Below are 13,962 nucleotides of genomic sequence, written 5' to 3'. Positions count from 1 at the left end.
GCGGTCTGATCCCGCATCGGCGTCCATCACAACACAAAGAGGGAGGAAACCATGGCGCACGCCCGGACCATCGACGTCCAAGACTTCATCAATTCGCACAAACTTTCGCGATTCCAGATCACGATCATCGCCCTGTGCTTCATCATCGTCGCCATCGACGGCTTCGACACGGCGGCCATCGGCTTCATCGCGCCGGCCCTCAGGGCCGATTGGCAACTGACGCCGGGGCAGCTCGCGCCCGTGTTCGGCGCCGGTCTCTTCGGCCTGATGGTGGGTGCCTTCATCTTCGGCCCGCTCGCCGACAGGATCGGTCGGAAGTATGCCCTGATCCTGACCGTCGTGTTCTTCGGCGCGACCAGCCTGGCTCTCCGCCTGGTCAACGTCGCTCGAGATGCTGATCGTGCTGCGTTTCCTGACCGGCATGGGCCTGGGCGGGGCGATGCCGAACGCGATCACGCTGACGTCGGAGTTCTGTCCGGAGAAGCGTCGCTCCTTCCTGACCACGGTGATGTTCTGCGGCTTCACGCTAGGCTCGGCCCTGGGCGGGCTCGCCGCCGCGCAGCTCGTCGCCAGCTACGGGTGGCCTTCCGTTCTGCTGATCGGTGGCATTGCGCCGCTCGCCATGGTTCCGCTCCTCCTCATCGCCCTGCCCGAGTCCGTGCGCTTCCTGGTGCTGAGGAACGCCCCATCCGAGCGGATCGCCGCCGTGCTCCGCAAGCGCGCCCGATGCGGATCTCGATGGCGCGACCTTCGTCGGGATCGCCAAGCCAAAGGGCTCGCCGGTGGCGCAACTCGTCAAACCCGACCTGATCAAGGGCACGCTTCTGCTCTGGCTCACTTTCTTCATGAGCCTGCTGGTTTTCTACCTGCTGGCGAGCTGGCTGCCGACCGTGATCAGCGGCGCCGGCATGTCCCTGAAGGACGCGTCCCTGATGGCCATGCTGCTGCAAATCGGCGGCACCATCGGTGCGCTGCTGATCGGGGCGCTGATGGACCGGATGGACCCCCATCGCGTGCTCGGCGTGTCCTACGCCTCGGCGGCCCTGTTCATCGCCCTGATCGGCAGTGCGACGGTGTCGCCGTGGCTGCTGGGGGTTGCGGTCTTCGGTGCGGGCTTCTGCCTTGCCGGATCGCAGGTCGGGGTCAACGCTCTGGCCGCCGGCTATTACCCCACGGCCAGCCGCGCGACCGGCGTCGCCTGGGCGAACGGGATCGGCCGCAGCGGTTCGGTGCTGGGGTCGATGGTCGGCGGCGCGATCCTCGCCAGCGGCCTGGGCCTGCCGACCGCCTTCGCCATCGTGGGCATCCCCGTGGTCATCGCCGGCATCGCCATGCTCGTGAAGGGACGGCTCGCACCCCAGCCGACGCACGCCACGGCCGCTCATGTCCTCCCCGACACGCGAACCACAGGTCAACCGGCCGCCGAGGTCGCCTGATTTCCGCCCCAGCGTTCAAGGATGTTAGTCATGAAACCCACCATCATCACCGTCGCGATCACGGGCTCCGTTCCGCGCAAGAAGGACAACCCGGCGGTGCCGGTTACCGTATCGGAGCAGGTCGAGTCCACGCACGAGGCGTTCGAGGCCGGCGCATCCCTGGTCCACATCCATGTCCGGAATCCGGACGAAAGCCCCTCCTCCGACCCCGAACTCTTCGCCCGCGTGCAGGAGGGCATCGTCAGGCACTGCCCGGGGATGATCGTCCAGTTCTCGACCGGCGGGCGCGGGCGCGATCCGGCGGCGCGCGGCAGCGCCCTGTACCTGAAGCCCGACATGGCCTCGCTCTCGACCGGTTCCGTCAACTTCCCGACCATCGTCTACGAGAACGGGCCGACCCTGGTGCGCGATCTCGCGACCAAGATGCGGGACAACGGCGTGCTGCCGGAGATCGAGATTTTCGACCTCTCCCACATTCACGGCGCCAAGCGTCTGGTGGAAGAGGGGCTGATGAACGACCGCCCGCACGTGCAGTTCGTGATGGGCGTGAAGAACGCCATGCCCGCCGAGGAACGTCTTCTCGACACCCTGCTGATCGAGCTGAAGCGGGTCCTGCCCAAGGCGACCTGGACCGCGGCGGGCATCGGCCGCCACCAGTCCGAAGTGATGCGCTGGGTGCTGGAGCGCGGCGCCGACGGCGTCCGGACCGGGCTGGAGGACAATGTCCGCATCACCAGGGACCGGCTGGCGAAGAACAACGCCGAGCTGGTGCGGGTCGCGGTGGACCTCTGCGCCGAACACGATGCGCGCCCGGCGACCCCTGCCGAGGCCAGGGCGATGTTGGGCCTGCCGGCCCTGGAGACCGCGGTCACCGCTTCGTGATCCCCGAGGGAGAAATGGACATGAGAAAGATCTATCCCGACGCGACGTCGGCGCTGGCCGGCTTGCTCAAGGACGGTATGACCGTCATGGCTGGCGGCTTTGGACTGTGCGGCATTCCAGAGATCTTGATCGGGGCGATCCGGGACTCCGGCGTTGAAGGCCTGACCGTGATTTCCAACAACGCCGGCATCGACGACGTCGGCCTGGGCGTCCTGCTGGAGACGAGGCAGGTCCGCAAGATGGTTTCGTCGTACGTGGGTGAGAACAAGACCTTCGCCAAGCAGTATCTGGCCGGCGAACTGGAGATCGAGTTCAACCCGCAAGGCACGTTGGCCGAGCGCATCCGGGCCGGCGGTGCCGGCATCCCCGCCTTCTTCACCAAGACCGGCGCCGGCACGCTGGTGGCCGAAGGCAAGGAACTGCGCGTGTTCGACGGCGAGACCTACGTCATGGAAACGGCGCTGAAGGCCGACCTCGCCGTCGTCAAGGCCTGGAAGGCCGACACCGAGGGCAACCTCGTCTTCCGCAAGACCGCGCGCAACTTCAACCCGATGATGGCGGCTGCCGGCAAGGTCACCGTCGCCGAGGTGGAGAAGTTGGTCGAGCCCGGCGGGATCGACCCCGACCACATCCACACCCCCGGCATTTTCGTGCAGCGCATTGTCCACGCGCCGGGCGTGGCGAAGCGCATCGAGCAGCGCACCGTGCGCCAGCGCGCCTGACAAGAAGGGAGAACCGAACCATGGCATGGACCCGCGAAGAGATGGCCGCCCGCGCCGCGAAGGAGTTGCGCGACGGCTACTACGTCAATCTCGGCATCGGTATCCCGACGCTGGTGGCGAACCACATCCCCGAGGGGATGACGGTGTCGCTGCAATCGGAGAACGGCCTGTTGGGCATGGGTCCCTTCCCCTACGAGGGGGAGGAGGACCCGGATCTGATCAACGCCGGCAAGCAGACCATCACGGAGCTGCCGACCACCAGCTATTTCAGCTCGGCCGACAGCTTCGCGATGATCCGAGGCGGGCACATCGATTTGTCGATCCTGGGCGCCATGCAGGTGGCCGAGAACGGCGACCTCGCCAACTGGATGATTCCCGGTAAAATGGTCAAGGGCATGGGCGGCGCCATGGATCTCGTCGCCGGGGTCAAAAGGGTGGTCGTTGTCATGGACCACACGGCCAAGGACGGCGAGCGCAAGCTGCTTAAGCGCTGCACCCTGCCGCTGACCGGGGCGGGCGTGGTGGACATGGTCGTCACCGAACTCGCTGTCTTCACCATTGATAAGCACAACGGCGGCCTGACGCTGGTCGAGCTGGCCCCCGGCGTCACCGTGATTGAGGTCCGCGAGAAGACCGAAGCCGACTTCGGCGTCGATACGGACCGCCTCCGCGATCATACCTCGCTCTGCCTTGCGGAGGGATAATCCTATGCCTTCGATCAACGCCAACGGCGTCGAACTGCATTATGAACTCGCCGGCCCTGCGGGGGCACCCGTCGTCGTCTTCTCCAACTCCATCGGCACCACGCTGGAGATGTGGGATGCCCAGGTGCCGGCGCTCTCTGGGCGGTATCGCTGCCTGCGGTACGACACCCGAGGCCATGGCCGGTCGGCCGTGATCGACCGCCCCGCCACCATCGGCGATCTGGCCGCCGACCTTGCCGAGCTGCTGGACGCGCTCGGCATCGAAAAGGCCCATGTCGTCGGCCTGTCGCTGGGGGGTATGACGGCGCAGGCCTTCGCGGTCGAACACCCAGACCGGGTCGCCGGCCTCGTTCTCATGGCGACGGCCGCCTTTCTGCCGCCGCCCGAGGGCTGGGAGCAGCGGGCGCGGACGGTGTGCCGGGACGGCATGGGGGCCATCGTGGACGCTATCATTCCCCGCTGGTTCACCCCCCCGTTCATCGAAACTTCGGGGGAAGCGGTCGCCGCGATTCGTGAGCGGTTCCTGAAGAACGATCCTCGCGGCTATGCGGCCTGCTGTCGCGCGATCCGGGACATGGACCTGCGGGAGGCGATCCCGGCCATCGTGTCACCGACCCTGATCGTCGCGGGAGCCGACGACCCCGCGACCCCGGTGCCCTTGATGGAAGACATCCGCGCGCGCATCCCCGATGCCGAAATGGTCGTCCTGCCGCGCGCGGCGCATCTCCTCGCCATCGAGCGCGCCGATCGTGTGAACCGGCATCTTCTCGGCTTTCTGGACACGCTCACACGCTCAGGGACTTTGGTTCTTTGATTGCGGGCACAGCGGCAAGCCCTCAAAAGAGGAGTCGTCGGCAGCGTCGTTGATGAGGTGACCTGCCGGTTCCGTGGTTGTTTTTGAGATCGCTACAGGCCTGCCCGGGACCCCGGAGAGTTGGGGGCCGGCAAACAGTGGCCGCGCCAGGAGCCGCGCTTGTCAGCGTGGTTAGACCTATATCGGTCGAGATCAAACCTAGGAAAGGACTAGGGAGCCGAGGAAAGAGCTTCCCTCAGGGGCGGGACATCTCGCTCATACGTTCCCGGATGCCTGAAGCGCGTATGCGACGTCGGGTGAAGAATGCGCTGAATCAGGACCCCTGGCCGCCATCTCCAGATCCGGCGCTCTTGACGAACTCGCGCTGACCACCAACGGCTCGATGCTGTTCAAACATGCCGGGGGACTGGCCGACGCTGAGGTCAGGCGCGTCAACGTGTCGTTCGATACGATCGCCCCGCACAGGAGTTCACATAGGAACATCATCATGGGTTTCTCAAGCATCGCGCGTTGGGCCATTGGTCGCTGTCCTGCTCGTGTTCGGCGCAAGCAAATTGTCGAAGGCAATGGGTGACCTCGCCAAAGGCGTGAAGAGCTTCAAGGCCGTCCTCAGGGATAATGGCGAAGGCGAGGGTTCGGCGCCATCGTCCGCCGTCATTCCGCTGCCGGCGCACGCTTCCATGCCGAAGGATGGAGCGGCGTGACGGTTGACAGGCGGCGGACGCTCTCCGATAATCCATCATGTTCTGCGGGAGAGAGAGGCGGCACCCGCCTCCGCCGAAGGCGCAACCTCCCATAATCGCTCAGGCACACGGAACCGCAGAAACAGATCGCCGTCTGGAGAGAGGCCGAGGCGCCGCGCATTGCGCGCTCCGGCCCACCGAAGGGGCAGGCTCTCCGCGGAGCCGAAACTCTCAGGTAGTAAGGACAGGGGGAGAGGCGCACCAGGACACACCGCGCGGCGTGTCCTGCCTCTGTCCGGAGTCTCTCCCGATGCATCTGCCCCTGCCCTTGGCATCCGCTCCGCGGCCGCGTCCTCCCATGAACGGAGACGCGGCATGCTGATCGCCATCTACCTGGTCGCCATCACCGCCGAGGCCATGTCCGGAGCGCTCGCAGCCGGGCGCCGCAACATGGACATCTTCGGTGTCGCCGTCATCGCCTTCGTCACCGCGCTGGGCGGCGGCACCGTCCGGGACCTGATCCTCGGCCGCTTTCCCATCGGATGGACCCAGAACCCGGAGTACATCTACCTAGTGATCTTCGCCGGGCTGCTGACCACCGTGATTGCACGCTACCTGCATCACCTGAAACGTGTTTTCCTCGTCCTCGACGCCATGGGGCTGATCGCCTTCTCGTTGATCGGCTGCAGCGTCGCGCTTGAAATGGCCTACTCGACGCCCGTCGTTGTCATGGCCGGCATGATCACCGGGATCTGCGGCGGCGTTCTGCGCGACGTGCTGTGCAATCATGTCCCGGTTGTGTTCCGCCACGAACTCTACGCAAGCGTCTCGCTCGTCGTCTGCACCCTATTCCTTGTCCTTCGGGCATTCGGGATCAGCACGGACCTGAACACCGCCATCAGCTTTGCCGGAGGCTTGACGTTGCGCCTGCTGGCCATCCGGGCCGGCTGGCGGCTGCCGACCTTTTCCTACCAGAAGCGCTGGGAATAAGGGGCATCCTGGATCCGGCTGTTGCCGCTTGCAACCGTCCTGCCGCAGCGGGCCTTCAGCCGATCCAGGCGGTGCTGTCAGGTTGGCGGACGCACCCTGTCCGTGGCAGGTTTCCGGTCATGAGCACGACGCCCAATCCGTACCATGGCTTCCGCTTTCCGGCGGCGATCATCAACGAGGCCGTGTGGCTGTACCATTGTTTCAGCTTGAGCCTGCGCGAGGTCGAGGTGATCCTGGCCGCGCGCGGCATCGAGGTCAGCTACGAGACCATCCGGGAGTGGGACCTGCGCTTTGGCCGGGCGTTCGCCACCACGCTCAAACGCCGTCGACCCCAGCCGGGCGACAAGTGGTTGCTGGACGAGGTGTTCATCCGCATCCGCGGCAAACAGCACTATTTGTGGCGGGCCATCGACCAGAACGGCGTTGTCCTCGACGTCCTGGCCCAGAGCCGGCGCAACACGAAGGCGGCCAAACGCTTTTTCCGCAAGCTGCTGAAAGGGTTGCGTTACGCCCCGCGTGTCATCGTGACTGGCAAGCTGAAGTCATACGCGGCAGCAAAGAAGGATCTGAAGATCGGCGGCGAACACCGACAAAGCCGATATCTGAACAACGCCTGCGAAGTCTCGCTTCAGCCGACCCGGCGGCGCGAACGGCACATGAGACGGTTCAAGTCCGCCAAGCATGCCCAACGTTTTCTTTCCACCCACAGCCCGATCCACAACCATTTCCAGCTGCGCCGCCATCTGATCTCCGCCACCGAGTACCGAGCCGCCCGAACTCGCGCCTTCTCCATCTGGCGCGAGGTGACCGGCCTCGCTCTGACCGCCTGAACCATCCAGAACGCAGGGTGTTCAGACCCTCAGTTCGCCAACCAACCGTGAAGTTGATAGTACCAAGCGGAAGTACAGCCAAACCGCCGTCGCAATGATCTCGGCGGGATAGCGAAAGCCGGCGTAGCGGGGATCTGGGCGCGTCGTCATGCCGCCCCATACCCCGCCTCCGTCGACCATGGCACTGAGTGGTCGACAGGTTGACAATGCCGGTTCAGGACATCTTGCCCGCCATCTGGCGCCGGTATTCCTCAACCGGCAACCCGCCCACACCCCAGTTCTCCATGGGAACCTCGTCGATCACGACAAAGGTCGCCGCGTGCGGCTTGTTCAGCACCTCGAACAACAGGTCGCTGACCCCCTTGATCAGGGCCGCCTTCTGCTCCGGCGTCGCGCCGGTTGCACCGGGGCTCGTGCCCTCGCGGGTGATCTGGATGTTCACGTACGGCATCGGGTGTTCCTTTCCACTTGATGGCGTTACCGCCAGGGCCTTACCAGCGACCGGCGTGCTGGCCGCCGTCGACGTGCAGCGTTTCGCCGGTGACGAAGTTGGCGGAGTCCAGGTAGAGCACCGCGTCCACGATGTCCTGAATCTCGCCCAGGCGGCCGACCGGGTGCAGAGCGGCCAGGAATTCGTGCGTTTCCGGGGCGTGCATCGGCGTCTTGATGATGCCCGGCGACACCGCGTTCACGCGGATGCCCTTGCCGGCGTATTCGATGGCGAGCGAGCGGACCACCGCGTCCAAGCCGCCCTTGGTCAGGGAAGCCAGCGCCGCGGGCACGCTGGCCAGCGGCTGTTCCACCAGCGTGGTGGTGATGTTGACGATGTGCCCGCTGCCCTGGTTCAGCATCTGCACCGCGGCCAGCTGGGACACGTGGAAGAAGCCGGTCAGGTTGGTGGCGACGACCGCTGCATAGTCGGCCGCGGTGTATTCGGTGAAGGGCTTGGCGATGAAAATGCCGGCGTTGTTGACCAGCGTGTCGATGCGCCCGAAGCGTTCGCGGGCGGTCTCCACGAGGCGCTTGGCGGTGTCCGGGTCGGCGATGTCGCCGCCGACGGTCACGACGTTCGGGTCGTCGCTGGCCTTGATGGAGCGGGAGTTGGCGACGACGGCGAAACCGCGCTGGCGGAAGCCCGCCACGAGACCCGCACCGATGCCCTGCGACGCGCCGGTGATCAGCGCAACCTTTTGCGTGCTCATGATGGTTCCTTTGGGTTCGAACAAGGGGCGTGTGTGGATGGCCCGCCATTCGCGGGTCGCATCACGCCCCTTGGCGTGGATTGAAACGATGAGAATTTCTGTTGTGAGGCGGGGGCCGGAGAACCGTCGGAACTTGCGACCGCCCTGTCTTGTCGCCCCGCTTTCCCGTTGAAAAATGCCGTAGGACGCGTAGAACGGCAAACGAGCTTTCCTCATCGAATCGACAAGGTGGATTTGTCGATGTCGCGACCGTTGCTGCCCCTCAGCGGGTTCCGCGCCTTCGAGGCCGCCGCCCGCCACCTCAGCTTCGCCCGTGCTGCGGACGAACTGCGCGTCACCCCGGCGGCGATCAGCCATCAGGTGCGGACGCTGGAGGATTATCTCGGCGTGCCGCTGTTCCGGCGCAGCGGCCGGCGCGTGCTGCTGACGGAGGCGGGGCAGATCCTGCTGCCGGACCTGCGGCGCAGCTTCGACCTGATGGAGGCCGCCATGGGGCAGGTCAAGCGGCTGGCCGCGGGCGGCATCCTGACGGTCAGCATGTCGCCGTCCTTCGCGGCCAAATGGCTGATGCCGCGCATCGAGCATTTTCGGACGCGCCACCCCGACATCGACCTGCGCATCGACGCGGACGTGCGGCTGGTGAATTTTTCCGCCAACGAGGTGGACATCGTCATCCGCTATGGCCCCGGCTCCTACCCCGGCCTGAAAAGCGTGCTGCTGTTCGAGGAGGAGCTGTTTCCGGTGTGCAGCCCCCGGCTGCTGTCCGGCGCCGTTCCGTTGCGGAGCATCACCGACCTGCGGCAACACACGCTGCTGCACGACGAGACGATCAATTTCGCGGGGCCGATCCCGTCATGGCGGGTCTGGCTGCAAACGGTCGGGCTGGAGCAGGCCGTCGACCTCAACCGGGGACTGCGCTTCAATTCCTCGGTGACGGCGACCCAGGCGGCCGTCGATGGGCATGGGGTGCTGCTGGGGCGCAGCCTGATCGTTGCCGACGATCTCTCGGCCGGGCGGCTGGTCCGCCCCTTTGCGGAGTCCTGCCCGGCGGGGTTCGGCTACTACCTCGTGTATCCGCCCCAGGTCGCGTCGCGAGCGAACGTCCACGCCTTCGTCGACTGGATCATTGAGGAAGCGGCCGGGGAAGGAAACGGCGGAGAGGGGTGACGGGGTACCGTTACTTCCCTTTGCTCACCTCCAGCAATGTGTCGCGCAGGTTCGCGACGGCCTTTTGCAGCTTTGCAAACTCATCGGGTGGCAGGCCGGTCTGCTTGACGAGGGTCATGTTCAGGCCCTTCTCGCGCAAGCGGCGGCCGGCGTCGGTGAGGCCCACCCGGACGTGGCGTTCATCCTCCGGGTCGCGCTGCCGGGTGACATAGCCCATCGCCTCCAGCTTCTTGAGGATCGGCGTAAGCGTGTTGGACTCCAGGAACAGCTTTTCGCCAAGCCCCCGGACCGTCTGGTTGTCTTCCTCCCACAGCGCCACGATGGTGATGTACTGGAGATAGGTGAGCCCGAGTTCCTCAAGGATTGGCCGGTAGGCCCGCCCGAAGGCCAGGTTGGCCGAATAGACCGCGAAGCACAGGAAATCGGCCAGTCTGGGGCTCGCCGGGTCGTCTGGCGTCATTGGGGGAGTCATCGTCATCCTCTCCGGCACACGAAAATGTGAAGGGCCTGGAGCCAATATAACTCGCATCCGATGAAATCGGAAGGTTGACTCTCCCGCGTTCTCTGCATAGATTCCAATCGCATCCGATATGATCGGATACGTTATAAAGAGCTTCCCCTGGAAGGACCCCACCATGCCCCAGCTGACCAAAGTGATTTACACCGGCCGGACCCACACCTCCGCCGGGGGACGGGACGGCAAAGTCCGCAGTGACGACGGCCGCCTGAACATCGCCCTGTCCTCCCCCGGTTCGTCGGGTGGCGGCACCAATCCGGAGCAGTTGTTCGCCGCCGGCTGGTCGGCGTGCTTCATCGGCGCCATGAACATTGCCGCACAGAAGATGCAGATCACACTTCCGGCCGACCTCTCGGTCAACGCGGAGGTGGATCTCGGCACCACCGGCACCGGCACCGGCACCGGCACCGGCTACGGCCTCGCGGCCCGTCTCAACGTCAGCCTGCCGGGGCTCGACCGCGAAACCGCCGAAACCGTGGTGCAGACCGCGCACGGAACCTGCCCCTATTCCCTGGCGACGCGCGGTAACATCGACGTCACGATCACCGTCGTCTGAGAACGCGCCTCCCGGTCCAGGATCGGAGGCGGTCAAATCGGAACGCTGTCGCGTGAACCGATCCGCAGATGTTGATCGCATCCGATTTGATCGCTTCCACTTCCATGGCTCCCTCAGCCCCATTGCGCCATCCCACCGGAGACAGACAGATGCCCGAGGCCATCAACCGCGACCGCCGCCGTTTTCTGGGCACCGCGGCCATGACTCTTGCCGCAACGCAGATCGGCCTTTCCGGGCCAGCCACCGCGCAGGCCGCCGAAGCGAAGCCGACGGCGCCCCCCATCAAGCCGGGAACGGACACGCCGTTCGGTCCGCTGAAGCAGATCGACGCGGGCGTCCTGAACATCGGCTATGTGGACGCCGGCCCTGCCGCTGGCCCCGTGGTCGTCCTGCTGCACGGCTGGCCCTACGACATCCACAGCTTCGTCGACGTCGCGCCCGCGCTGGCATCGGCGGGCCATCGGGTGATCGTGCCCTATCTGCGCGGCTATGGCACGACGCGGTTTTTGTCCGGCGAGACCTTCCGCAACGGCCAGCCGTCGGCGCTCGCCCTCGATACCATCGCGTTGATGGACGCCCTCAAGATCGAGAAGGCAACGCTCGCCGGCTTCGATTGGGGCGCGCGGACCGCCAACATCGTCGCGGCGCTATGGCCGGAGCGGACCAAGGCCATGGTATCGGTCAGCGGCTACCTCATCGGCAACCAGGAGGCCGGCAGGAAGCCGTTGCCGCCGGAGGCCGAACTCGAATGGTGGTATCAGTTCTATTTCGCCACGGACCGCGGCCGGGTCGGCTATGACCAGTACCGGCGTGACTTTGCCAAGCTCATCTGGCGGCTCGCCTCGCCGAAGTGGGAGTTCGACGACGCCACGTTCGACCGCTCCGCGGTGGCCTTCGACAACCCCGACCACGTCGCCATCGTCATCCACAATTACCGCTGGCGGCTTGGCCTGGCTCAGGGCGAACCGAAGTATGACGAACTGGAAAAGCGGCTTGCCGCAGCTCCGGTGATCGCCGTGCCGACCATCACCATGGAAGGCGACGCCAACGGCGCCCCCCACCCGGACGCCAGCGCCTACGCCAAGAAATTCTCGGGCAAATACGCGCACCGGCTCATTGCCGGCGGCACCGGCCACAACCTGCCCCAGGAAGCCCCGCGGGCCTTCGTGGACGCGGTCGTCGACGTTACCAAGCTCTGACCGGTTCCGGCGCACGCGTTCCCCCGCCATCCCCCCTTCGCCGGAGGCGAGCGGCGCAGGCTGCCGCTCCGCCCCAAGGAAACGATGATGACCCTTCTGGTTGTTGCCTACCTCGGGGGCATGCTGACCATCGTCAGCCCATGCATCCTGCCGGCTCTTCCCTTCGTCTTTGCGCGCGCGGAAAAGCCGTTCGTCACGAGCACTCTGCCGATGCTGGCCGGCATGGCCATCACCTTCGCCGCGGTCGCGACGCTGGCCGCGGTCGGCGGCGGCTGGGCCGTCCAGGCCAATGACCTGGGCCGCCTCGTCGCGCTGGCGCTGCTGGCCGTGTTCGGCGTGGCGCTGGTCTCCTCGCGGGTCGCCGGCATCCTGACACGACCGGCCGTCGCCTTCGGGAACCGCATCCTGCATACGGCGGGCGAGCCCGGTTCTGCCCCGACCTTCGGCGGATCGCTTCTGATCGGGGTGGCGACCGGGCTGCTCTGGGCTCCCTGTGCCGGGCCGATCCTCGGCCTCGTGCTGACCGGTGCGGCCCTGCAGGGCGCCAACGTGCAGACCACGCTTCTCCTCCTGGCCTACGCGGCCGGGGCGGCCACGTCGCTGGCGCTGGCGCTGCTGGTCGGCGGCCGGCTGTTCGGTGCCATGAAGCGGTCGCTCGGCGGCGGAGAATGGGTTCGCCGGGGCCTTGGCGTGGCCGTCATCGCGGGGGTTGCCGCCATCGGGCTTGGCCTCGACACCGGGCTTTTCGCCACCCTGTCGAGCGCCAACACCGACCGGATCGAGCGCGCCCTGCTCGACAATTTTGGTTCGGAGGATCCGGAGTTGGGCCAGGAACTTGGAATGAGCATGTTGGCGAGCAACGCCGCGGTCCAAACGGCGGGCAAGCCGTTCCAGAGCGACCTCCCAGTGGAGGGGACGTTCCCGTCGCTCGACGGAACGGTGGAGTGGCTGAATTCGGCGCCGCTGTCGACGGAAGCGCTGCGGGGCAAGGTGGTCTTGGTGAATTTCTGGACCTACTCGTGCATCAACTGCATCCGAGCCCTGCCCTATGTCCGTGCGTGGGCGGACAAGTACAAAGATCAGGGACTTGTCGTGATCGGCGTGCACACGCCCGAGTTCGCTTTTGAACGAAACGTCCAGAACATCCGGAAGGCGCTGACCGATTTCCAGATCGACTATCCGATTGCGGTCGACAGCAATTTCAAGGTCTGGCGCGCCTTTCGGAACAGCTATTGGCCGGCGCTGTACTTTATCGACGCCAAGGGCCGCATCCGGCATCACGCGTTCGGCGAGGGCAACTATCAGGAATCCGAAAAGGCCATCCAGGCGCTTCTGGCGGAAGCCGGCGAACGCAGCGCGTCCGACGACGACGTGACGCCCGACGTCGTGACACCCGACGCCAAGGGCGCCCAGGCTGCGCCGGACCTTGCCCACATCCGATCCTCTGAGACCTACATCGGTTATCAGCAGGCGTCGAACTTCGCCTCCCCGGAAGGGATGGGCGGCGACCGCGCCCGGACCTACACGACGAAGCCGCTGAGGCTCAACCAGTGGGCCCTGGCCGGCAACTGGACGGTCGGTGCCGAACAGGCGACCCTCAACCAAGCCGGGGGCGGGATCATCTATCGGTTCAGCGCGCGTGACCTTCACCTGATCCTTGGGCCGGGCGCGGATGGCCAGCCGGTCCGTTTCCAGGTGACCATCGACGGCAAGGTGCCGGGCGAGAACCATGGCGCCGACATCGACGCCGAAGGGCATGGCACCGTCACCCAGACCCGCCTGTACCAACTCGTGCGGCAGAGCCGCGACATCGGGGAGCGCACGTTTGAAGTCCGCTTCCTGGATCCGGGTGTCGCGGCTTTTGCCTTCACCTTTGGCTGAGCGCCGCGCCGATGGAGATCCTGAAGGAGATTTCCGCCATGATGAAACTCGCTATCATCCTCGTCCTTGGGCTGTCGGTCCTGGCAGTCCCTTGCGTCTATGACACCGACCCCCGTGAGCCGTCACCGTTCACGGCCTTCTTCGTCTGGAATTGATGGTCCTGCCGCAGCGTTTCGTTGCAGAGGCACCTCCACCTGCCGGTCCATGACCGCGGCGGTCTGCTCATCACGACTCCACCGGAAGCCGGAGAGAATACAAAATACAAGTTTCCGGCACCATCCCGAACCATCAGCAGCCAATGTAAACCGGCTTACGTTTTTCCGGCAAAGGCCTGCCGCCCCTCGCGGCGGTCAGCCGTGTCGCGCGACGTTGGCGCATA

Annotated in this window: 14 protein-coding genes, 1 pseudogene and 1 riboswitch; of the genes and pseudogenes, 12 read left to right on the top strand and 3 right to left on the bottom strand. The window is 65.7% G+C overall.

Annotation, left to right across the window (positions count from 1 at the left end):
- Positions 1 to 51: 51 nt before the first annotated feature.
- From H1Q64_RS21685 to H1Q64_RS21645, 8 genes and pseudogenes are all read left to right on the top strand, one after another.
- Positions 52 to 1,436, top strand: a pseudogene (locus H1Q64_RS21685) (MFS transporter).
- Between the two features lie 30 nt (positions 1,437 to 1,466).
- On the top strand, positions 1,467 to 2,318 hold the full coding sequence (locus H1Q64_RS21680) for a 3-keto-5-aminohexanoate cleavage protein (RefSeq protein WP_237905555.1): 852 nt from the start codon (positions 1,467 to 1,469) through the stop codon (positions 2,316 to 2,318).
- A gap of 20 nt (positions 2,319 to 2,338) precedes the next feature.
- On the top strand, positions 2,339 to 3,040 hold the full coding sequence (locus H1Q64_RS21675) for a CoA transferase subunit A (protein WP_237905554.1): 702 nt from the start codon (positions 2,339 to 2,341) through the stop codon (positions 3,038 to 3,040).
- Between the two features lie 20 nt (positions 3,041 to 3,060).
- The gene (locus tag H1Q64_RS21670) at positions 3,061 to 3,744 is read left to right on the top strand and encodes a CoA transferase subunit B (RefSeq protein ID WP_237905553.1); all 684 of its coding nucleotides are present in this window, start codon (positions 3,061 to 3,063) and stop codon (positions 3,742 to 3,744) included.
- A gap of 4 nt (positions 3,745 to 3,748) precedes the next feature.
- Positions 3,749 to 4,558: a 3-oxoadipate enol-lactonase gene (pcaD, locus tag H1Q64_RS21665; protein ID WP_237905552.1), complete on the top strand. Its 810-nt coding sequence runs from the start codon at positions 3,749 to 3,751 to the stop codon at positions 4,556 to 4,558.
- Positions 4,559 to 5,076: 518 nt separating this feature from the next.
- Entirely contained in the window at positions 5,077 to 5,262 is a 186-nt protein-coding gene (locus H1Q64_RS21655; protein WP_237905551.1) for a twin-arginine translocase TatA/TatE family subunit, read from the top strand.
- Positions 5,263 to 5,297: 35 nt separating this feature from the next.
- A riboswitch (glycine riboswitch) is annotated at positions 5,298 to 5,388 on the top strand.
- A 228-nt stretch (positions 5,389 to 5,616) separates the two neighbouring features.
- Positions 5,617 to 6,231, top strand: a complete 615-nt coding sequence (locus H1Q64_RS21650) for a trimeric intracellular cation channel family protein (RefSeq protein ID WP_237905550.1) — start codon at positions 5,617 to 5,619, stop codon at positions 6,229 to 6,231.
- A 119-nt stretch (positions 6,232 to 6,350) separates the two neighbouring features.
- Positions 6,351 to 7,061: an IS6 family transposase gene (locus H1Q64_RS21645; RefSeq protein ID WP_237905549.1), complete on the top strand. Its 711-nt coding sequence runs from the start codon at positions 6,351 to 6,353 to the stop codon at positions 7,059 to 7,061.
- Between the two features lie 214 nt (positions 7,062 to 7,275).
- Here H1Q64_RS21645 and H1Q64_RS21635 read toward each other — a convergent pair whose 3' ends face one another.
- Positions 7,276 to 7,512 (bottom strand): tautomerase family protein, encoded by a 237-nt coding sequence (locus tag H1Q64_RS21635; RefSeq protein WP_237905548.1) that lies wholly within the window; start codon positions 7,510 to 7,512, stop codon positions 7,276 to 7,278.
- Between the two features lie 40 nt (positions 7,513 to 7,552).
- Positions 7,553 to 8,263 carry an SDR family NAD(P)-dependent oxidoreductase gene (locus H1Q64_RS21630; protein ID WP_237905547.1) on the bottom strand — a complete coding sequence of 237 codons (711 nt, stop codon included), beginning with the start codon at positions 8,261 to 8,263 and terminating at the stop codon, positions 7,553 to 7,555.
- A gap of 240 nt (positions 8,264 to 8,503) precedes the next feature.
- Between H1Q64_RS21630 and gcvA the strand changes: the two genes are divergently transcribed.
- Positions 8,504 to 9,430 (top strand): transcriptional regulator GcvA, encoded by a 927-nt coding sequence (gene gcvA / locus H1Q64_RS21625; RefSeq protein WP_237905546.1) that lies wholly within the window; start codon positions 8,504 to 8,506, stop codon positions 9,428 to 9,430.
- Positions 9,431 to 9,440: 10 nt separating this feature from the next.
- Here the strand turns inward: gcvA and H1Q64_RS21620 are convergent, their stop codons facing one another.
- A complete protein-coding gene (locus H1Q64_RS21620) occupies positions 9,441 to 9,890 on the bottom strand; it encodes a MarR family winged helix-turn-helix transcriptional regulator (RefSeq protein ID WP_237905545.1) in 450 nt (149 codons plus the stop codon).
- Between the two features lie 175 nt (positions 9,891 to 10,065).
- Between H1Q64_RS21620 and H1Q64_RS21615 the strand changes: the two genes are divergently transcribed.
- The 3 genes from H1Q64_RS21615 to H1Q64_RS21605 all read left to right on the top strand — a co-directional run bounded on the left by H1Q64_RS21615 (position 10,066) and on the right by H1Q64_RS21605 (position 13,583).
- Positions 10,066 to 10,503 carry an organic hydroperoxide resistance protein gene (locus H1Q64_RS21615; RefSeq protein WP_237905544.1) on the top strand — a complete coding sequence of 146 codons (438 nt, stop codon included), beginning with the start codon at positions 10,066 to 10,068 and terminating at the stop codon, positions 10,501 to 10,503.
- Positions 10,504 to 10,652: 149 nt separating this feature from the next.
- Positions 10,653 to 11,702, top strand: coding sequence for an alpha/beta fold hydrolase (locus H1Q64_RS21610; RefSeq protein WP_237906493.1), 1,050 nt, complete (start codon positions 10,653 to 10,655; stop codon positions 11,700 to 11,702).
- An 87-nt stretch (positions 11,703 to 11,789) separates the two neighbouring features.
- Positions 11,790 to 13,583 (top strand): cytochrome c biogenesis protein DipZ, encoded by a 1,794-nt coding sequence (locus H1Q64_RS21605; RefSeq protein WP_237906492.1) that lies wholly within the window; start codon positions 11,790 to 11,792, stop codon positions 13,581 to 13,583.
- Positions 13,584 to 13,962: the final 379 nt, after the last annotated feature.

It is taken from the genome of Azospirillum brasilense (assembly GCF_022023855.1).
Lineage (GTDB): Bacteria > Pseudomonadota > Alphaproteobacteria > Azospirillales > Azospirillaceae > Azospirillum > Azospirillum brasilense_F.
The sequence above is the reverse complement of the archived record's forward strand: the minus strand, read 5'-3'. Positions and strand labels throughout refer to the sequence as shown.